At 69.0% G+C, this 19,060-nt stretch carries 17 protein-coding genes; all 17 read left to right on the top strand.

Annotated features, from left to right (window positions below):
• The first annotated feature begins 14 nt into the window (after positions 1-14).
• The 17 genes from ACI2JZ_RS02135 (at position 15) to ACI2JZ_RS02215 (ending at position 19,038) form a co-directional block, all read left to right on the top strand.
• Complete coding sequence (locus ACI2JZ_RS02135; RefSeq protein ID WP_404596367.1) at positions 15-1,454, top strand: replication-associated recombination protein A; 1,440 nt, start codon at positions 15-17, stop codon at positions 1,452-1,454.
• Positions 1,455-1,502: 48 nt separating this feature from the next.
• Positions 1,503-2,810 carry an acyltransferase gene (locus tag ACI2JZ_RS02140; protein ID WP_404596368.1) on the top strand — a complete coding sequence of 436 codons (1,308 nt, stop codon included), beginning with the start codon at positions 1,503-1,505 and terminating at the stop codon, positions 2,808-2,810.
• A gap of 150 nt (positions 2,811-2,960) precedes the next feature.
• Complete coding sequence (gene rpsD / locus ACI2JZ_RS02145) at positions 2,961-3,590, top strand: 30S ribosomal protein S4 (RefSeq protein ID WP_247622432.1); 630 nt, start codon at positions 2,961-2,963, stop codon at positions 3,588-3,590.
• 121 nt (positions 3,591-3,711) lie between these two features.
• A complete protein-coding gene (locus ACI2JZ_RS02150) occupies positions 3,712-3,900 on the top strand; it encodes a hypothetical protein (protein ID WP_247622433.1) in 189 nt (62 codons plus the stop codon).
• A gap of 58 nt (positions 3,901-3,958) precedes the next feature.
• The gene (gene alaS, locus ACI2JZ_RS02155; protein WP_404596369.1) at positions 3,959-6,619 is read left to right on the top strand and encodes an alanine--tRNA ligase; all 2,661 of its coding nucleotides are present in this window, start codon (positions 3,959-3,961) and stop codon (positions 6,617-6,619) included.
• Positions 6,616-7,089 carry a Holliday junction resolvase RuvX gene (ruvX, locus tag ACI2JZ_RS02160; protein WP_336640337.1) on the top strand — a complete coding sequence of 158 codons (474 nt, stop codon included), beginning with the start codon at positions 6,616-6,618 and terminating at the stop codon, positions 7,087-7,089. The genes alaS and ruvX overlap by 4 nt, the downstream gene beginning before the upstream one ends.
• Before the next feature lie 2 nt (positions 7,090-7,091).
• The gene (gene mltG, locus ACI2JZ_RS02165) at positions 7,092-8,609 is read left to right on the top strand and encodes an endolytic transglycosylase MltG (protein ID WP_404596370.1); all 1,518 of its coding nucleotides are present in this window, start codon (positions 7,092-7,094) and stop codon (positions 8,607-8,609) included.
• A complete protein-coding gene (locus ACI2JZ_RS02170) occupies positions 8,596-9,426 on the top strand; it encodes a shikimate dehydrogenase family protein (RefSeq protein ID WP_404596371.1) in 831 nt (276 codons plus the stop codon). The genes mltG and ACI2JZ_RS02170 overlap by 14 nt, the downstream gene beginning before the upstream one ends.
• A 71-nt stretch (positions 9,427-9,497) precedes the next feature.
• The gene (gene aroC, locus ACI2JZ_RS02175; RefSeq protein ID WP_404596372.1) at positions 9,498-10,727 is read left to right on the top strand and encodes a chorismate synthase; all 1,230 of its coding nucleotides are present in this window, start codon (positions 9,498-9,500) and stop codon (positions 10,725-10,727) included.
• Positions 10,711-11,229 (top strand): shikimate kinase, encoded by a 519-nt coding sequence (locus tag ACI2JZ_RS02180; RefSeq protein WP_247622439.1) that lies wholly within the window; start codon positions 10,711-10,713, stop codon positions 11,227-11,229. The genes aroC and ACI2JZ_RS02180 overlap by 17 nt, the downstream gene beginning before the upstream one ends.
• Positions 11,226-12,314: a 3-dehydroquinate synthase gene (aroB, locus tag ACI2JZ_RS02185; RefSeq protein WP_247622440.1), complete on the top strand. Its 1,089-nt coding sequence runs from the start codon at positions 11,226-11,228 to the stop codon at positions 12,312-12,314. The genes ACI2JZ_RS02180 and aroB overlap by 4 nt, the downstream gene beginning before the upstream one ends.
• Positions 12,311-12,748 carry a type II 3-dehydroquinate dehydratase gene (aroQ, locus tag ACI2JZ_RS02190; protein WP_404596373.1) on the top strand — a complete coding sequence of 146 codons (438 nt, stop codon included), beginning with the start codon at positions 12,311-12,313 and terminating at the stop codon, positions 12,746-12,748. Before aroB ends, aroQ begins: the two co-directional genes overlap by 4 nt.
• Before the next feature lie 73 nt (positions 12,749-12,821).
• Positions 12,822-13,382 (top strand): elongation factor P, encoded by a 561-nt coding sequence (gene efp, locus ACI2JZ_RS02195; RefSeq protein ID WP_247622442.1) that lies wholly within the window; start codon positions 12,822-12,824, stop codon positions 13,380-13,382.
• A gap of 3 nt (positions 13,383-13,385) precedes the next feature.
• The gene (gene nusB / locus ACI2JZ_RS02200; protein ID WP_247622443.1) at positions 13,386-13,796 is read left to right on the top strand and encodes a transcription antitermination factor NusB; all 411 of its coding nucleotides are present in this window, start codon (positions 13,386-13,388) and stop codon (positions 13,794-13,796) included.
• A 54-nt stretch (positions 13,797-13,850) separates the two neighbouring features.
• Complete coding sequence (locus ACI2JZ_RS02205; protein WP_404596374.1) at positions 13,851-16,817, top strand: DEAD/DEAH box helicase; 2,967 nt, start codon at positions 13,851-13,853, stop codon at positions 16,815-16,817.
• Between the two features lie 123 nt (positions 16,818-16,940).
• Positions 16,941-18,518: a Rieske 2Fe-2S domain-containing protein gene (locus ACI2JZ_RS02210; RefSeq protein WP_404596376.1), complete on the top strand. Its 1,578-nt coding sequence runs from the start codon at positions 16,941-16,943 to the stop codon at positions 18,516-18,518.
• 4 nt (positions 18,519-18,522) lie between these two features.
• Positions 18,523-19,038: a hypothetical protein gene (locus tag ACI2JZ_RS02215; RefSeq protein WP_404596377.1), complete on the top strand. Its 516-nt coding sequence runs from the start codon at positions 18,523-18,525 to the stop codon at positions 19,036-19,038.
• Positions 19,039-19,060 lie beyond the last annotated feature (22 nt).

Genomic DNA, 19,060 nt, shown 5'->3' on the forward strand with positions numbered 1-19,060 from the left:
ATTAGCCTGGAGGGATGACCCCTGCCGCCGCCCTGCTCTCGGGGCAGACGCCGCTCGCCGTGCGCATGCGTCCCGTCTCGCTCGACGAGGTGGCCGGTCAGCGGCACCTGCTCCGTTCCGGCTCGCCGATCGTCGCCCTCGCCGACCCCGAGGCATCGTCGCCCGGCGCGGTCTCCATCATCCTCTGGGGGCCTCCCGGTACCGGTAAGACGACGCTCGCGCAGGCCATCGCCCGTTCGTCCGGTCGCCGCTTCGTCGAGCTCTCGGCGATCACGGCGGGTGTGAAGGACGTGCGCGAGGTCATGCAGGAGGCGATCACGCAGCGCGACCTCTACGGTCAGACGACGATCCTGTTCCTCGACGAGATCCACCGCTTCACGAAGGCGCAGCAGGACGCTCTCCTGCCCGGTGTCGAGAACGGCTGGGTGATCCTGATCGCTGCGACGACCGAGAACCCGTCGTTCTCGGTGATCTCGCCGCTGCTCTCGCGATCGCTCCTACTCACCCTGCAACCTCTCACCGACGACGACATCGGTCTGCTCGTCGATCGTGCCGTCACCGATGCTCGCGGCCTGCACGGCGCGGTGACGCTCAGCGATGAGGCGCGGGCCGCGCTCATCCGTCTCGCCTCCGGCGACGCGCGCCGTGCCCTCACCGGCCTCGAGGCCGGTGCGGCCGTCGCGCTCTCGCACGGGAGCCCGCCTGACGCGGAAGACGCGGGCGACGACGATGAGGACGCTGAAGACGCCGACGACGTCGAAGCCGACATGGAGAGCGACGATACCGGGGAAGAAGCCGCCGGTGCGGCATCCGTCGTTCCGGAAGTCTCCGCCGACGACGTCGCGCAGGCCGTCGACCGAGCGCTGTTGCGCTACGACCGTCAGGGAGACGAGCACTACGACGTCATCAGTGCGTTCATCAAGTCGATTCGCGGGTCGGATGCCGATGCGGCGTTGCACTACCTCGCCCGGATGATCGAGGCGGGAGAGGATCCCCGGTTCATCGCTCGGCGGCTCGTGATCTCCGCCTCCGAAGACGTGGGCCTCGCCGATCCGCAGGCGTTGGTGATCGCCGTCGCCGCCGCCGACGCCGTGGCCTTCATCGGGATGCCGGAGGGGCGCATCCCGCTCGCCGAGGCGACCGTCTACCTCGCGACGACGGCCAAGTCGAATGCGGCGTATGCGGGCATCGACGCCGCGATCGCCGACATCCGGAAGGGCGGCTTCGGCCGGGTCCCGCTCCACCTGCGCGATGCGCACTATCCGGGGGCGAAGCGGCTCGGTCATGGCCGCGGCTACGCGTACCCGCACGACAACGAGTTCGGCATCGTGGCCCAGCAGTACCTCCCCGACGAGTTGCAGGGGCGCCGCTACTACGCGCCGAAGGCTCTGGGGGCCGAGCGCGATGTCTCGGCGCGGCTCGAGAAGATCCGCCGCATCCTCGACGGGCGCTGACCCGCAGCCCCTGCCCGCAGCGGACGCCTGACCCTCTACAGTGTGCGGGTGACGCGTTCTCCTCTTCGCATTCCGCCCGATCGTGATCTCTCGATCGACTTCGTCCGCGCGATCTGCCTCCCGGTGGTGGTCGTGCTGCATGCGATCCAGATGGGCATCGAGGGCGATCCGCCCCGTGCCTTCAACGCACTCGCGGAGTGGACGCCGCTGGCCTGGATCACCTGGATCGGGATGATCATGCCCACGTTCTTCATCGCCGGAGGCTTCGCCGGTATCACGACCTGGCGCCGACTCGAGAAGAGAGGGGAGACGGCGGGGGAGTACATCCGCGTCCGAGCCCTCCGACTCGCGCGCCCGGTGTTCCTCGCGATGCTCGGCGTGCTCCTCACCCTCGCGGTGATGGCGGTCTGCGGAGCCGATGCCGAGTTCCTCCGGACCTTCGCGTTCCGGCTCGCCGAACCGCTCTGGTTCATCGCGGTGTACGCGATCTGCACCTCGTTCGTACCGCTGATGGCCGCGCTGCACCGCCGTGCGGCCTGGACGACGTACTTCACCCTGGCCGCGCTGGTCGTGATCGTCGATCTCGTCTCTCGTTTCGGGGGTCTGCCGATCGGCGCCCTCAATTGGCTCTTCGTCTGGCTCTTCGTGCAGCAACTCGGCTTCGGCGTGCGGGATCAGTGGTACTCGCGCCGTCCGCGGTGGTTGCTCCTGCTGCTGGCCGTCGCCGCCTACGGCCTCATGTGCGTCGCCGTCTTCGGGCTGGGCTACGACCCCGACATGATCGCCAACCTCAACCCGCCGACCGTGCTCCTGCTCCTGCTCGGTCTGGCGCAGGTCTACCTGTTCACGCTCCTTCAGCCGGCGATCCGCGCGCTCATGCGTCTGCGCCCCGCGCTCGTGATCATCGGCGCCCTCGGAATGTACGGAATGGTCATCTACCTGTGGCATACGGTCGCGATGGCGATCGTCGTCGGTGCACAGCAGGCGCTGGGGCTGCCGTTCCCGCCGGTACTCACCCCCACATGGTGGATCACACGCATCCCGTGGGTGCTCGCGATCGTGGCGGTGCTCGCCGTGCTCTGCGCGACCGTCCCCCGGATCGAACGGATCTGGCCGGTCGAGAGGGCGCGCACCATGCCGCTGCCGGCGGCGATCGCGGCGACAGCGCTTCTCGTGGCGGGCGTCGGGTGGGTGCTCACCCAGGGCTATCTCACGCTCGGAACCGCCGTGGCTCTGGCGGCGATCGCATTCGCGATCGCGTGGCTCACCGTCGGCGGGCCCGGTCCGGATCGAGAGTCGGAGCCTCTGGAGGATGCGGCGGAATCCGGCGCATCGCGGGACGCGCGGCGCCTCTGATAGACTTGAGCGGCTCGAAACCGAGTTTTCGGGCATCTCCTCGTTCACACCACACCTCGACGGCGCCCCGGCGTGCGCCCCGAGGAAGAGCGCGGGTGATACGTCCGTGAGTCGCGAGAGACGCGACCACGTTATCGGAAGGACAGCTTCGTGACCACGAAGTCCCAGGACCGCCGCAAGGTGCGTCTGAGCCGTGCCCTCGGCATCGCTCTCACCCCGAAGGCCGCCCGCTACCTCGAGAAGCGTCCCTACGCTCCGGGTGAGCACGGCCGCACCAAGCGCAAGGCTGACAGCGACTACGCCGTCCGTCTGCGTGAGAAGCAGCGTCTGCGCGAGCAGTACGGCATCCGCGAGAAGCAGATGCGCAACACCTTCAACGAAGCCCGCCGCCAGGAGGGGCTGACCGGTGAGAACCTGGTCGAGCTCCTCGAGATGCGTCTCGACGCTCTCGTGCTGCGCGCCGGTTTCGCCCGTACGACGGCGCAGGCCCGCCAGCTCGTCGTGCACCGCCACATCCTCGTCGACGGCCAGCTCGTCGACCGCCCGTCCTTCCGCGTGAAGGCCGGACAGCTCATCCACGTCAAGGCCAAGAGCGAGGGCACCGAGCCCTTCCAGGTGGCAGCAGCCGGCGGTCACGCCGAGGTCCTGCCCCCGGTTCCGGGCTACCTCGAGGTCGAGCTCGACAAGCTCCAGGCCCGCCTGGTCCGTCGTCCGAAGCGCGCCGAGGTCCCCGTGACCTGCGAAGTGCAGCTCGTCGTCGAGTACTACGCGGCTCGCTGAGCCCACAGGGCGCTGATCTCAGCGTTCGAAACGAGAGGCGTCGGGGTGACCCGACGCCTCTCGTCGTTTTTGCATACGATGGAGACACCGCGCCTTCGCGGGTCAAGGCAAGGATGACGACATGAAGAACATGGTGTGGTTCCTGATCGGCGTGATCGGCGGCTTCGTCGCTGCGCATTTCATGAACAAGGACCCCCGCGGGCACGACATCCTCGCCGAGGTCGATGCCAGGATCAACGGCTTCACCGCGCTCATCGGCGACGCGTACCGCGCGCAGGAGGCCCGGCTCACCGAGCCGGAAGACCACTGACCCCTCGCGCAACCGCGCGGAACTTCTCACCTCCGAACAAGGACACCCGGGCACCCTTATGAATTCTGCGGAAATCGCGCAGCGCTATCTCGACTTCTTCGAGAAGAACGACCACGTCATCGTCCCCTCCGCCTCGCTCGTCAGCGACGATCCGTCACTGATGTTCACGGTCGCGGGCATGGTGCCCTTCGTCCCGTACCTCACGGGCGTCGTGCCGTCGCCGCATCCGCGGATCGCCGACCTGCAGAAGTGCATCCGCACGAACGACATCGAAGAGGTCGGCAAGACCGCCCGTCACGGCACGTTCTTCCAGATGCTCGGCAACTGGTCGTTCGGCGATTACTTCAAAGAGGGCGCGATCCGCTACGCCTGGGAACTCCTCACCAGCAGCGAGGCCGATGGCGGCTTCGCATTCGACGAGAAGGACCTCTGGGTCACGGTCTACGAGACCGATGACGAGGCCGAGTCGATCTGGCGCGACATCATCGGACTGAAGCCCGAGCGCATCCAGCGCCTCGGACGCGCCGACAACTACTGGAACACGGGGCAGCCCGGCCCGGGTGGCCCCGACTCCGAGATCTTCTTCGACCGGGGACCGGCCTACGGCAAGGACGGCGGCCCCGCGGCCGACGATTCGCGGTTCCTGGAGATCTGGAACCTCGTGTTCATGCAGGACTTCATCGAGAACATCCGCGGAAAGACCGAGTTCGACATCGTGGGCGAGCTCCCGCAGAAGAACATCGACACCGGCATGGGTCTCGAGCGCGTCGCCTTCCTCAAGCAGGGCGTCGAGAACATGTACGAGATCGACCAGGTGCGCCCCGTCCTCGATCGTGCCGTCGAGCTCTCGGGCCGCACCTACGGCAAGGTCCACGAGGACGACGTGCGCTTCCGCGTCATCGCCGACCACGTGCGCTCCTCGCTCATGCTGCTCTCCGACGGCGTGCGTCCGTCGAACGAGGGCCGCGGCTACATCCTCCGTCGCCTCATGCGCCGCTCGGTGCGTGCGATGCGACTGCTCGGCGTCGACGAGCCGGTCTTCCCCGAACTCTTCGCCACCTCGCGCGACGCGATGAAGTCGTCGTACCCCGAGCTCGAGCGCGACTGGTCGACCCTCTCCGCGTCGGCGTTCGCCGAGGAGGAGACCTTCCGTCGCACGCTGGCCCAGGGATCGACGATCCTCGACCTGGCGCTCGACGAGACCAAGAAGGAGGGCAAGACGGCGCTGAGCGGCCCGGAGGCCTTCCTGCTGCACGACACCTACGGATTCCCGATCGACCTCACGCTCGAGGTCGCCGAGGAAGCCGGGCTCGAGGTCGACCGCGGCGCGTTCGACACGCTCATGCGCGAGCAGCGCGACCGCGCCAAGGCAGACGCACGCAACCGCAAGCGTCAGCTCGCGGATGTCTCCGTCTACCGGGAGCTGCGCGCTCTCGGCGAGACCGGCTTCGACGGGTACACCGAACTCGAGGTGCAGTCCCGCATCCTGGGCATCCTCGTCGACGGGCAGCCGGTGCGCAGCGCATCGGAGGGCCAGATCGCCGAGGTCGTCCTCGCCGAGACGACCCTGTACGCCGAGTCCGGAGGTCAGGTCGCCGACAAGGGAACGATCGTGGGCCCCGGCTTCGAACTCGAAGTGCTCGACGTGCAGCGTCCCGTGCCCGGGCTCATCAGCCACACGGTGCAGGTGAGCACCGGATCGGTCGCCGTCGACGACGCCGCCACCACGGTCGTCGATGCGGCCAACCGTCGCGCGGCGCGTCAGGCGCACTCCGCGACGCACCTCGTGCATGCTGCGCTCCGCGACACGCTCGGTCCGACCGCCACGCAGGCGGGCTCGTTGAACCGCGCCGGCTACATGCGCTTCGATTTCTCCTGGTCGCAGGCGCTGTCAGTCGACACGCGCACCGAGATCGAGGAGATCACGAACCGGGCCGTCCACGACGCCCTCGAGGTCACCACGCGCATCGTCTCGCTCGACGAGGCGAAGGAAGCCGGCGCCATGGCGCTGTTCGGCGAGAAATACGGCGACGTGGTGCGCATGGTCGACATCGGTGGTCCGTGGTCGCGTGAGCTCTGCGCGGGGACCCACGTCGGCTCCAGCGCCGAGGTCGGCCTCGTCAGCCTCGTCGGAGAATCGTCGGTGGGAGCATCCAACCGTCGCATCGAAGCCCTCGTCGGCGTCGACGCCTTCCGTGAGCTCGCTGCCGAGCGTGCGATCGTCTCGCAGCTCACGAGTTCGCTGAAGACGCCGCGCGATCAGCTCGCCGAGCGCATCTCCGACCTCGCTGCGAACCTCAAGGCGGCGGAGAAGCGCATCGCTCAGTTCGAGTCCAAGGAGCGCGCGGGACAGATTCCCGCGATCGCCGACGCGGCGCGCCGGATCGCCGCGTTCCACGTCGCCACGGAGTCGCTCGGTGAGCTGGCCTCGGCCGACGATCTGCGCGAACTCGTGCTCGGCGTCCGCGACCGCCTCGGCTCCGATGCTGCGGTCGTCGCACTCGGCGCCGTCGTGAACGGTCGTCCGGTCGTGGTCGTCGCCACCAACGACGCCGCTCGCACCGCAGGTGCGAAGGCGGGAGCGCTCGCGAAGCGCGCCGCCGGAGTGCTCGGCGGAGGCGGCGGCGGTCGTGACGACGTCGCGCAGGGCGGCGGAACGGATGCCGCGGCACTGCCCGCCGCTCTCGACGCCATCGTCCAGGAGCTGCACGCAGCGTGAGCGGTTTCCGACGCGGGGTGCGCCTCGGCATCGATGTCGGGCGCGCCCGCGTCGGCGTCGCGCGGTGCGATCCCGACGGAATGCTCGCCGTCCCCGTCGAGACGGTGCCGCGCTCGGAGACCTCGATCGATCGGCTCGTGGAGCTCGCGGCCGAGTACGAGCCGATGGAGTTCGTCGTCGGTCTCCCGGTGAACATGCAGGGCGCGGACACCGCGTCGACGGTGGACGCACGGGAGTTCGCCGCAGCCCTTCGCACGCGCACCGGTGTCCCGGTACGGCTCGTCGACGAACGGCTCAGCACGGTGTCCGCGCACGCGGCCCTGCGTTCTTCAGGTCGAAATCAGAAGAACTCTCGTAGCATTGTGGATCAGGTCGCCGCGGTGGTGCTGCTGCAGCAGGCGATCGACACGGAGAAGAGCACCGGAAACCCGGCCGGTGCCGCTGTCCCGTCCGACGAGGAGCATCCCTGAACATGTCCGAACGCGATGGCGCGTCCCCCGCGCCCGATGCGAACGAGCCGCTCGGCGATCTCTTCGCGAACCTCCCCGAGCCGACGCAGCAGCATCCGACGGCCGATTACAGCGGCCCGGCGCCCGGCTCCCGGCGCGCCGCCCGTGAGGCCGCGCGCCGAGGCGACGCGTCACCCGAGACGACTCCCGCCGCGCTGCCCGACGCCGTGGACCCGGTCGGCGCCCCCGTCCCGGCAGTCGAGCCCGCGACATCGGCGGTCGAACCGGTGACGTCGGCTGCCGAGCCCGTGCGTCCGTCCGCCGAAGAGGTGCGGATCGTGCCGGCAGGCAGGGAACCGGCACCCGTCGCCGCTCCCACCGCCGAAGCCGTCCAGGGAGAGGCCCCGATCGGCGGAGGCCTCGACGCTCTCTTCGTGGCTCCCGATGACGATCGCGCTCTGGCGAAGGCACCGAAGAAGCGACGTCGCGGATGTCTGATCGCGCTGCTCGTCATCCTGGTGATCGTCGGCGGTATCGCCGCCGCCGGCGCCTGGGCGATGAACACCTACGGCGAGCAGATCAACGACATCATGGGCTGGGGTGAGCCGAAGGACTACGAAGACGGCGAAGCCTCCGGCGAAGCCTTCGTCACGATCAAGGACGGCGATACCGGACGCCCGGTGTCGACGGCACTCTACGAGGCCGGTGTCACCAAAACCGAGGACGTGTTCTACGACTACCTGATCGAGGAGAACATCGCTGTCACCTTCTACCCGGGTGTGTACCGCCTGCAGAAGAAGATGACCGCCGCGGCCGCGCTTGAGGAGCTGGGCAACGAAGACAACAAGCTCGAGAACACGGCGTCGGTGTCGGAGGGCGGCACGATCGAGTCCTCCCTGGCGGCGATGGCCGAGTCGCTCGGTCTGCCGGTGGAGGACTTCGAAGCCGCCGTCGCCGATCCCTCCGCCTACGGCGTCGACGCGCCGAGCCTCGAGGGGTGGCTGTTCCCGGCCGTGTACACCTTCGATCCCGAGGTGACGGCGACGCAGGTCATCCAGCGCATGGTCGATCGCACGCGGGAGGCGTTGACCGAAGCGGGCGTTCCCGATACCGACGCCGAGCGCATCCTGACGATCGCGTCGATCATCCAGCGCGAGGGCCGCACGGCCGACTTCGCGAAGGTGAGCCGCGTGATCGAGAACCGTCTCGACATCGACATGAAGCTGCAGATGGACTCGACGGCCCAGTACGGGTACGGCTCGCTGCACGAGGGAGTCGTGTCGAGCTCGACCGAGGCTCTGGAAGACGACAACGACTGGAACACCTACGTGCGCACGGGGCTTCCGGTGACGCCGATCGCGAGTCCGAGCTTCGCCGCGATCGATGCCGCGCTGCACCCCGAGGACGGTCCCTGGCTGTACTTCGTCACGATCGACCTGTCGACGGGCGAGACGCAGTTCTCGGAGACGTACGAGGAGCACCAGGCCGGCATCGAGAAGTGGCGCGAATGGTGCCGGGCGAATCCGGATGCCGGCTGCTGACGCTCGTTCCCCCCACCGGCTCGCGGTGTGGGGGGATCCGATCGCGCACTCGAAGTCTCCGGCGCTCCATGCCGCGGCCTATCGTGTGCTCGGGCTGGACTGGGATTACGACCGCCGCCGCGTGAGCGCCGACGACCTGCCGTCGGCGCTGTCCGGTCTCGACGGATCGTGGCGTGGACTCTCGCTCACTATGCCCCTCAAGGAACAGGCGTTCCGGGCCGCGGCGGTGCGCGATCGCCATGCGACGCTCACGGGAGCCGTGAACACGCTCCTGCTCGACGGCGGGCCGGCGGGGTTCAACACCGACGTCGGGGGGATCGTCGACGCCCTGGCCGATGACGGGATGCGGGCGGCGAGCACCGTGCGCATCCTCGGTGCCGGGGCGACGGCGGCATCCGCCCTGGTCGCTGCGGCGGAGATCGGTGCCGAGCGTGCGGAGATCCGCGCGCGACGGCCGGATCGCGCTGCGGCACTGGTCGATCTCGGCGGCAGTCTCGGCGTGACTGTCTCCGTCGCCTCGTTCGATTCGCCTCCCACCCCGGTGGATCTGACGGTCGCGACGCTCCCGTCGGGTACATCGCTTCCCGCAGACGTCGCCCTGCCTTTGGCGGATGACGGGGGAGTGCTGTTCGATGCCGCCTACGCGCCCTGGCCCTCGGCGCTGGCGGCGGTGTGGAGCAACGCACCCGTCGTGTCGGGCCTCGGGATGCTGCTCCATCAGGCGATCCGTCAGATCCGCGTCTTCCTGCACGGTGACCCGGCGCACGTGCTCGACGACGAGGCATCCGTCCTGGCCGCGATGCGCGCTGCTCTCTGACTCCGCACCGCTCTGTGACACGACGCTGAAACGCGGACGGCGGGCGCGGCCGCGCATGGGAGACTAGAGGAATGCTCCGCGTGCTGACGGCCGGCGAATCGCACGGCCCCGAACTCATCGCCATCATGGAGGGCCTTCCCTCCGGTGTCCCGATCTCCTCCGAGGCGATCCAGGCCGACCTCCAGCGTCGGAAACTCGGCTACGGGCGCGGCTCGCGCATGAAGTTCGAGCAGGACGAGCTGAGCATCTCCGGCGGCGTCCGCCACGGCAGGACCCTGGGGAGTCCGATCGCGTTGCGGATCGGCAACACCGAGTGGCCGAAGTGGACCGAGGTGATGAACCCCGAGCCCGCCGAGCTCACCGACAAGTCGCGCGGCCGCGGCGCCCCGCTCACACGCCCCCGCCCGGGTCACGCCGACCTCGTGGGCATGCAGAAGTACGACTTCGACGAGGCCCGCCCGATCCTCGAGCGTGCGAGTGCTCGGGAGACCGCCGCCCGCGTCGCGCTGGGTGCCGTCGCCCGTTCCTTCCTCAGCGAGCTCGGCATCCGTCTCGTGAGCCACACCCTCTCGATCGGCCCGGTCGCCGTGCCTGCGGAGTCACCGCTGCCGACGCCGGACGACGTCGACGCCCTCGACGCCGATCCGCTCCGGTGCTTCGACGCCGCCACCTCCGCGCTGATGGTCGCCGAGGTCGACGACGCGAAGAAGGACGGTGACACCCTCGGCGGCATCGTCGAGGTGCTCGCCTACGGCCTTCCGCCGGGGCTCGGCTCGCACGTGCACTGGGACCGACGGCTCGATGCCCGCCTCGCCCAGGCGCTCATGAGCATCCAGGCCATCAAGGGGGTCGAGGTCGGCGACGGATTCGAGACCACACGTCGGCGCGGCTCAGCCGCCCACGACGAGCTCTTCGCGACCGACGGCGGCATCACCCGCGGCTCCGACCGTGCCGGCGGAACCGAGGGCGGGATGTCGACCGGCACCGTGCTGCGCGTGCGCGCCGGCATGAAGCCGATCGCCACGGTGCCGCATGCGCTGCGCACGATCGACATCGCGACCGGCGACGACGCGACGGCCCACCACCAGCGCTCCGACGTGTGCGCCGTACCCGCGGCGGGCGTCGTGGCCGAGGCGATGGTCGCCATCGAGCTCGCCCGGGCCGTGCTCGAGAAGTTCGGCGGCGACAGCGTCGGCGAGACCCGTCGCAACCTCGAGGGATACCTCGCAGCGATCCCGGCGGAGCTGCGCACCGCGCCGGCATCCGAGGCCGCGCTGCTCGCGCATGACGAACAGCACTGATCCGCTCACACTGGTGCTCGTCGGTCCCATGGCTGCGGGCAAGACCAGTGTGGGGCGGCGTGTCGCACGCCGCCTGGGCGTGCCGTTCATCGACACCGACAAGCGCATCGTCGCCGCCCACGGCCAGATCCCCGTGATCTTCGCCGAGCATGGCGAGGATCACTTCCGCGAGCTGGAACGGCTCGCGGTCGCCGACGCGCTCGCGGAGGGCGGCGTGATCTCCCTCGGCGGCGGCGCCGTGACGGATGCCGGAACCCGCGCGCTGCTGGGCGCGCATCCCGTGGTCTTCCTCACGGTGAGTCCCGAGGCGGTCGCGGATCGGATCCGCGGAGCCGGGCGCCCGCTGCTCGAGTCGGAGGATCCCCTGGAGCGATGGACCTCGATCTTCGAGGCGCGCCGGGACTGGTACGAGGAAGTGGCCACGGCGACGTTCGACACGTCGCGCCGGCCGATGCAGAAGATCGCAGACGAGATCGTCATTTGGAGGAGAGAGCAGCGATGACCACCACGACCATCAGCGTCACCGGAGACGATGCCTACGACATCGTGATCGGTCGGGACATCCTCGACCGCGTGTCGGAGGCGCTGACGCCCACGGTGCGCAAGATTCTCGTGGTGCACCCTCCGACGCTCGCCGCGCGGGCGGCCGAACTGCGCGACAGACTCCTCGCCGACACCGAGAACGGTCCGCGCGAGGTTCTGCTCGCAGAGATCCCGGATGCCGAGCAGGGCAAGCGCATCGAGGTGGCGGCCTTCTGCTGGCAGGTGATGGGTCAGGCGGACTTCACGCGCACGGATGCCGTGATCGGCTACGGCGGGGGAGCGGTGACCGACCTCGCCGGTTTCGTGGCCGCGACCTGGCTGCGCGGCATTCAGCTCGTGCAGGTGCCCACCACCGTCCTCGGTCTCGTCGACGCCTCCGTCGGGGGCAAGACCGGGATCAACACCGCGGAGGGAAAGAACCTCGTCGGGGCGTTCTGGGCGCCGCGTGCGGTGATCGGCGACCTCGACGAGCTGCGCAGCCTCAGCGCCAACGAGGCGACGGCCGGGTTCGCCGAGGTCGTGAAGGCCGGCTTCATCTGGGCGCCGGAGATCCTCGACATCGTCGAGGCTGATCCCGCACGCGCCGTGGATCCGGCCTCTGACGAGTTCCGCCGCGCCGTCGAGCTCGCGATCGGGATGAAGGCCGCCGTCGTCTCGGAGGACTTCCGAGAGGCCGGGCAGCGTGAGATCCTCAACTACGGCCACACGCTCGGACACGCCATCGAGCATGCCGAGCGCTACCGCTGGCGCCACGGCGCGGCGATCTCGGTGGGGATGCTCTTCGCCGCCGAGCTCTCCCGTCTCGCCGGGCGCCTCTCCGACGAGGCGGCGCTGCGCCACCGCGCGGTTCTCGAGTCGCTCGGGCTCCCGACCTCGTACCGCGCGGGCGCCTGGCCGCAGCTCCTGGCCACGATGCAGCGCGACAAGAAGAGCCGCGGCGGAATGCTCCGCTTCATCCTGCTCGACGACATCGCCAAGCCGACCGTTCTCCAGGCTCCCGACGAGTCGCTGCTCTTCGCCGCCTACCAGGAGGTCGGCGCGTGAGCGCTCGGATCCTGCTGGTCAACGGCCCCAACCTCAATCTGCTCGGCACGCGCGAGCCCGAGGTCTACGGCACGGCGACGCTCTCCGACGTCGAGCGTCTCGCGACCGATGCCGCCGCCGCCGCGGGCTACGAGATCCGGGCGATCCAGAGCAATCACGAGGGCGTCCTGATCGATGCGATCCAGGCCGCCCGCGAGGACTGCGCCGCGATCGTGATCAACCCCGGCGGGCTCACCCACACGTCCGTGGCGCTGCGTGACGCATTGACCGGGATCGCCCTGCCCTTCGCCGAGGTGCACATCTCGGACGTGCACGCGCGCGAGGAGTTCCGCCACCACTCCTACCTCGAGGACGTCGCCGCCGTGCGGGTGATCGGGCGCGGCGTGGAGGGGTACGCCGAGGCCGTGCGACGGCTCACCGCCCTCATCCCGTAGAATCTACTGTCGGCCGGGTCCGCGCCCTGCGAGGGCGGCCGCGAAAACCACACAGGAACGGAACTCTCAGCGCATGGCATCTACCGCAGACATCAAGAACGGCGTCGTCCTCAGCATCGACGGGCAGCTCTGGAGCGTCATCGAGTTCCAGCACGTGAAGCCCGGAAAGGGCGGTGCGTTCGTGCGCACCAAGCTCAAGAACGTCGTCTCCGGCAAGGTCGTCGACCGCACCTACAACGCGGGCGCGAAGATCGACATCGAGAACGTCGACCGCCGCGACTTCACCTATCTGTACAACGACGGCGACGGCTTCGTCTTCATGGACGCCACCGACTTCGACCAGCTCACGGTCGGCGCGGCCACGGTCGGCGATGCGAAGAACTTCCTGCTCGAGAACCAGCAGGTCACGATCGCTCTGAACAACGGCAACCCGCTGTACATCGACCTTCCGGCGTCGGTCATCCTCGAGGTGACGTACACCGAGCCCGGTCTGCAGGGCGACCGCTCGTCGGCCGGCACGAAGCCCGCCACCCTCGAGACCGGCTACGAGATGCAGGTTCCACTGTTCCTCGAGACGGGCACCAAGATCAAGGTCGACACCCGCACGGGTGAGTACCTGGGTCGCGAGAAGTAAGGCGTGAGCGCTCGGACGAAGGCGCGCAAGCGCGCACTCGACATCCTCTTCTCCGCCGACGTGCGCGGAGACGACGTCGCCATCGCCCTCGCGGCTGAGGCCAAGCGGGCGGCGAGCGAACCTGCTCGCGAGGCCTCCTGGCTGTACGCCCGTGAGATCGTCGACGGCATCATCGATCACCGCGACGAGATAGACGAGCAGATCACCACGCACAGCCGTGAGTGGAAGATCGAGCGGATGCCGGCGGTCGACCGCGCACTCCTGCGCATCGCCGTCTGGGAGATCCTGCACAACGACGAGGTCCCGACGGCCGTCGCGATCGACGAGGCCGTGGAGCTCGCCAAGGAGTTCTCGACCGATGACTCGGGCGCGTTCGTGCACGGTGTCCTCGGTCGGGTGTCCCGCGCGGCCTGAACGCTCTGATCGCACCTCCGCCGCGTGTCGGAGGTGCGGGGGAGGATGAGGTCCATGGCGCTCCCGATCGATCCCGCGCGACGCGACCCGTCGCGTCCGGACGACGGATGGCGCGCGCTGCTCGGTTCGCGCGACGACGCTGACGACGACCTCGCTCCGCTCGCCCTCGGTGTCGAGCTCCGCTACCGCGAGTCGCGCGGGGGCAACCCCTGGGCGGCCCGACCGCTCCGTGCGGCGACACCTCGCGACGTCGCCCGGCGCACGGGGGAGATACTCCTCGGCATCCGTCCTCTGGAGCGCAGCGCCGCCAGCGGTGCGTGGGTGCAGGGCGGCGCCACGTGGGACGCCGTTCGGCGGTCGTCGGCGCGGTACGGGCGTGAGCGTTCGCGCTGGTTCGCGGACCTCCTGAGCATCGCGCGCGATTCACTGCTCTCGGGCACCGCGGGTGACTGGTTGCTGGTCGACCACCTCGAATCCCGTCTGCTGTGGTCCCACCTCCGCGCGGGCGCGGCACTCGGCATCCCGCTCGTCCCGACGCAGAAGGATGTCGAGGTCGTGCTGGCCGACCGTGCGGGTGTGCGCGCGGACATCGCCAGGAACGACGAGGGCGACCTCGAGGTGTCGGCCGTGGTCGAGTTCGACGGCGAGACCATCGGCGACGCAGACATCCGCCCGATCGGACGCAGCGGCGTCTACGTCGTGACCTCCCGCGGGCACCGGGTGCGGGTGGTCCTGGCCGAGATACCGCTCAGCGACTCGGTGCACGCGCTGGTCGCCGCTCCCGGCCCCCTGGTCGTGCCGCATGCCGAAGAAGAGGCGTTCCTGCGCGAGGCGTATCCGCTGCTGGCGCGGCGCATCGAGGTGCGCGGCAGTGCGCGGGTCGATCTTCCTCCGTTGCCCCTGCCGACACCGGTGCTCCAGCTCACGTTCCGTCGCGGCGACACGATCGCCTTCGCGTTCGAATGGGAGTACCGGGGCTTCGGTCGCGTGCCTCTCGACGAGTCCACCCACGGCGTGCGCGATCGGGCGGCCGAGACGGCAATCCTCGAACCGATCCTCGCGGTCTGGCAGCGGGCGACAGGGGAGCGCTTCACATCGACGGGTGCGTTCCACGACGTCGAAGCCGCCGAGTTCGTCACGCATCTCGTCCCCCGTCTCGAGGTCGAGGGGGTGCTCGTCGGGGTGTCCGGTCGACGCAAGACGTATCACGAGCTCACCGGCGAACCGGAGGTGACGGTCTCGACGGTCGAATCCGCCGACCCCGACTGGTTCGACCTCGGCGTGCTCGTGCGCATCGACGGCCGACTGATTCCGTTCGAACCGCTCTTCACCGCTCTGACGAAGGGGCGTAGGAAACTTCTCCTCGTCGACGGGAGCTACTTCTCGCTGCAGCATCCTGCGCTGGATCGCTTGCGCGAACTGCTCGAGGAGGCCGCCGACCTCGACGAGTGGGAGACCGGGCCCCGCATCAGCCGTCATCAGACCGACCTCTGGGAGGAGTTCGAGGATCTCGCCGATCAGGCTCTCCCCGCCGTCACCTGGCGGGCCACGGCCGAAGGGCTGCGCGCTGCCACGGGTGTGCCGTCCGCACCGATGCCGCAGGGGATCACCGCCGAGCTGCGTCCGTATCAGAAGGAGGGATTCGACTGGCTCGCCTTCCTCTGGCAGCACCGGTTGGGCGGGATCCTCGCCGACGACATGGGCCTGGGGAAGACACTCCAGATCCTCACGCTGATCGCGCATGCCCGCGAGACGGGGGAGCGCCGGCCGTTCCTCGTGATCGCGCCGACGTCGGTCGCCGGAACGTGGCATTCCGAGGCGGCCAGGTTCGCCCCCGGGCTGACGGTGCAGGTGCGCGGCGCGACGCGCTCGTCCGGTCTGGCCGAGCCGTTCGGCGCCGACGTGGTCGTCACCACCTACGCGGTCGCCCGTCTCGACGCGGATGCCTTCGCCGCGGTCGAGTGGGCGGGGATCGTGCTCGATGAGGCCCAGTTCGTCAAGAATCCCGCGACCAAATTGCACCGCGCGATCGCGGGCTTCCGCTCGGACGTGACGATCGCCGTGACCGGAACCCCCCTCGAGAACAGCCTCACCGAGCTCTGGGCGCTGCTCCAGCTCACCGCACCCGGTCTCTTCCCCTCCGCCCGAAAGTTCCGTGAGCGCTACCTCCAGCCGATCGAGCTGGGCAAGGTCCCCGAGAACGAGGAGGGCGGCCCCTACCGTCAGCGTCGTCTCGCGCAGCTGCGGCGACGGATCCGCCCCCTGGTGCTGCGGCGCACCAAGGAGCACGTGGCCCCCGACCTCCCCTCGAAGCAGGAGCAGATCCTCGAAGTCGAGCTCAGCGCCTCGCATCGCGCGCTGTACCAGGCCGTGCTGCAGCGCGAGCGTCAGAAGGTGCTCGGTCTGCTGCCCGATCTCGATCGCAACCGGTTCATCGTGTTCCGTTCGCTGACGCTGCTGCGGATGCTGAGCCTGTCGCCGGCCCTCATCGATGCGAACGATCGCCGGATCGGGTCGCGCAAGCTCGACGTTCTCCTGGAGAGGGTGGCCGAACTGCAGGAGGAGGGCCACCGCGCCCTCGTCTTCAGCCAGTTCACGTCGTTCCTCGACCTCGCAGCCGAACGGCTCACCGCCGCCGGCATCCCGTATGCGCATCTCGACGGAGCGTCCCTGCGCCGACAGGAGATCGTCGACGGCTTCCGGGACGGCACGCAGCCGGTCTTCCTCATCAGCCTCAAAGCGGGTGGGTTCGGCCTGACGCTCACCGAGGCCGACTACGTCTTCCTGCTGGACCCGTGGTGGAACCCGGCGGCCGAGGCGCAGGCCGTCGACCGCACGCACCGCATCGGACAGTCCTCGCAGGTCTTCGTCTATCGCATGATCTCGGTGGGCACGATCGAGGAGAAGGTGCTCGACCTGCAGCGACGCAAGGCACGGCTCTTCTCGGCCGTGATGGACGACGAGGCCCTCTTCGCCCAGGCGCTCACCGCGGACGACATCCGCGGACTCTTCGACGACTGAGTCTCCGGCACCGGGTTATCCACGGCCCGGTCGCCGCGGACGCACAGCGGGGCGCGGGTAGAATCGGTGCCGTCCAGGAGGGCGCCCGAACAGGGGCGTCCGGGATGCACCAGGAGGAGCGCAATGCGGATCACGGGACTCGGCCACGCCGGGATGTTCATCGAGACGGTCGGCGGGAACATCATCTGCGACCCCGTGCTCGGACCGTCCTTCTTCGGCTCCTGGTTCCCCTTCCCCGACAACCGCGCGCTCGACTGGGAGCGCTTCGGGAGGGAAGCGGACTTCCTCTACATCTCGCACCGTCACCGCGACCACTTCGACCCGAAGCTGCTCGAGCGGTACATCCGCAAGGACATCGAGGTGCTGCTGCCCGAGTACCCGATCGATGACCTCGAGCAGGACATCCGCGCCCTCGGTTACACCAACATCACGTACGCGCCCGCGGGCGAGATCATCGAGCGCGGCGACCTCAAGATCATGATCACCCCGCTGCGCGCCCCCAGCGACGGCCCGATCGGCGACTCCTCGCTCAGCGTCGACGACGGCACCGGGTCGGTGCTGAACCAGAACGATTCGCACCCGCTCGACCTCGACAGCCTGCTGCACTTCGGCAAGCCCGACGCGTATTTCACCCAGGTCTCGGGCGCGATCTGGTGGCCGATGGTCTACGACCTCCCGATGGATGCGAAACAGAACTTCGCCCAGCTCAAGCGCGAGGCGCAGAACAAGCGCGCGATGTACTACATCGAGAAGGTCGATGCGCCGCACGTGTTCCCGATGGCGGGACCGCCCATGTTCCTGCGCGACGAGCTCTTCGACTTCAACGGCACGGGGCGCAGCGGCGAATCGATCTTCACCGACCAGAAGCAGTTCCTCGCGCACATGAAGGAGCTGGCGCCGCAGTACGACGGTCAGCTCTTCATCCCCGGCACGGTCGTCACGGTCGCCTCGGGTGACGTCACGACAGAGCAGACGCTGTACACGGATGCCGAGATCTCGCACATCTTCGACGAGAAGTGGGACTACCTCGAGGAGCAGCGGGCCAGCCGTCAGCAGGAGATCCGCGACGAAGAGGCCTCGCGCGCCGAGGCGCTGCCCGCGGAGGAGATCCTCGCGGCGATCAAGGACTGGTGGGAGCCGCTGCTGAAGAAGTCCCGCACGATCCGTCTCGGCGTCGGCGGCAACGTGCGGTTCCGGATCGGCGACCTCGACATGGTGGTCGACTTCCCGCGCGCCAAGGTGCGCGAGTACGCGGGGGAGGAGTGCGTCTACTGGTACACGATCCCCGCCGACCTCGTCTCGACGAACATCCGTGATCACGAGATCGACTGGTCGAACTCGATCTTCCTGTCGATGCAGTTCCAGGTCGGGCGCAGCGGCAAGTTCAACGAGTTCCTGACGACGTTCCTCAAGTGCCTGTCGGTCGACCGCATCGAGTACGTCGAGAACTGGTACCAGGAGCAGACCGACCAGACCGAGGACGCCGAGATCGGCGACTGGCTCGTGCAGCGTCGGTGCCCGCACCTGCGCGCCGACCTCACCCGCACCGGAACGGTCGACGGCGACGGCATCCTCACGTGCAGCATGCACGACTGGAAGTGGGACCTGAAGACCGGTCGCTGCCTGTCGACGAGCGGTCACCCGATCCGCTCCTCGAAGCTCGAGGAGCCGGCCGGCGACGTGCTCGCCGAGGCGAGCTGACCGCGTGACGCTCCCGGCCCTCGAGGGCGCGCGGTGGGTGGTGCGTTCGACGACCGATCGACTCCTGCGCATCGCAACGGACTTCTTCGCCGAGCAGGGTTTCGCCGTACGAGAGTCCGCGTTCGCCGATACCGCCGACGAGGCGGGATGGATCGCGGTCGCCTTCGAAGCGAGCGGACGAGGGGCGGCGGCGCACCGGCGGAGTCGCCTGGCGAGCTTCCTGGCCGGACGCCGGGAGGAATCCTCTCGGTCCGGCACGCCGCAGGTCGTCATCATCGCGACGGCACGGCGCGTGTCGAGCGGGATAGCCGAGCTCGTCGTCTATCCGCACGCCGCGCCGGAGAGTGCTCCCGCGATCGTCGAGACGGCGGCGGCTCCCATCGCAGCCGCGCTCGCGGCGATCACCTCTGCGGCCGGTGCCGAGTCGGCGATGCTTTCACACGAGCGCCTCCGCTCCGTGCCCGAGGATGAATGCCCCGCTTCGGACGCGAGGGCCCGCGACGTGCTCGGATGGCGCTGACACCCCGCTAGACTGGTGAGGA

The organism is Microbacterium sp. NPDC087868, from assembly GCF_044900755.1.
GTDB classification, from domain to species: Bacteria; Actinomycetota; Actinomycetes; order Actinomycetales; family Microbacteriaceae; genus Microbacterium; species Microbacterium galbinum.

Bases quoted from the DNA above. Each gene is read 5' to 3' on its own strand.
- ACI2JZ_RS02135 (WP_404596367.1), top strand. From the start codon at position 15: ATGACCCCTGCCGCCGCCCTGCTCTCGGGGCAGACGCCGCTCGCCGTG.
- ACI2JZ_RS02150 (WP_247622433.1), top strand. From the start codon at position 3,712: ATGAAGAACATGGTGTGGTTCCTGATCGGCGTGATCGGCGGCTTCGTC.
- alaS (WP_404596369.1), top strand. From the start codon at position 3,959: ATGAATTCTGCGGAAATCGCGCAGCGCTATCTCGACTTCTTCGAGAAG.
- mltG (WP_404596370.1), top strand. From the start codon at position 7,092: ATGTCCGAACGCGATGGCGCGTCCCCCGCGCCCGATGCGAACGAGCCG.
- ACI2JZ_RS02170 (WP_404596371.1), top strand. From the start codon at position 8,596: ATGCCGGCTGCTGACGCTCGTTCCCCCCACCGGCTCGCGGTGTGGGGG.
- aroC (WP_404596372.1), top strand. From the start codon at position 9,498: ATGCTCCGCGTGCTGACGGCCGGCGAATCGCACGGCCCCGAACTCATC.
- ACI2JZ_RS02180 (WP_247622439.1), top strand. From the start codon at position 10,711: ATGACGAACAGCACTGATCCGCTCACACTGGTGCTCGTCGGTCCCATG.
- aroB (WP_247622440.1), top strand. From the start codon at position 11,226: ATGACCACCACGACCATCAGCGTCACCGGAGACGATGCCTACGACATC.
- efp (WP_247622442.1), top strand. From the start codon at position 12,822: ATGGCATCTACCGCAGACATCAAGAACGGCGTCGTCCTCAGCATCGAC.
- ACI2JZ_RS02205 (WP_404596374.1), top strand. From the start codon at position 13,851: ATGGCGCTCCCGATCGATCCCGCGCGACGCGACCCGTCGCGTCCGGAC.
- ACI2JZ_RS02210 (WP_404596376.1), top strand. From the start codon at position 16,941: ATGCGGATCACGGGACTCGGCCACGCCGGGATGTTCATCGAGACGGTC.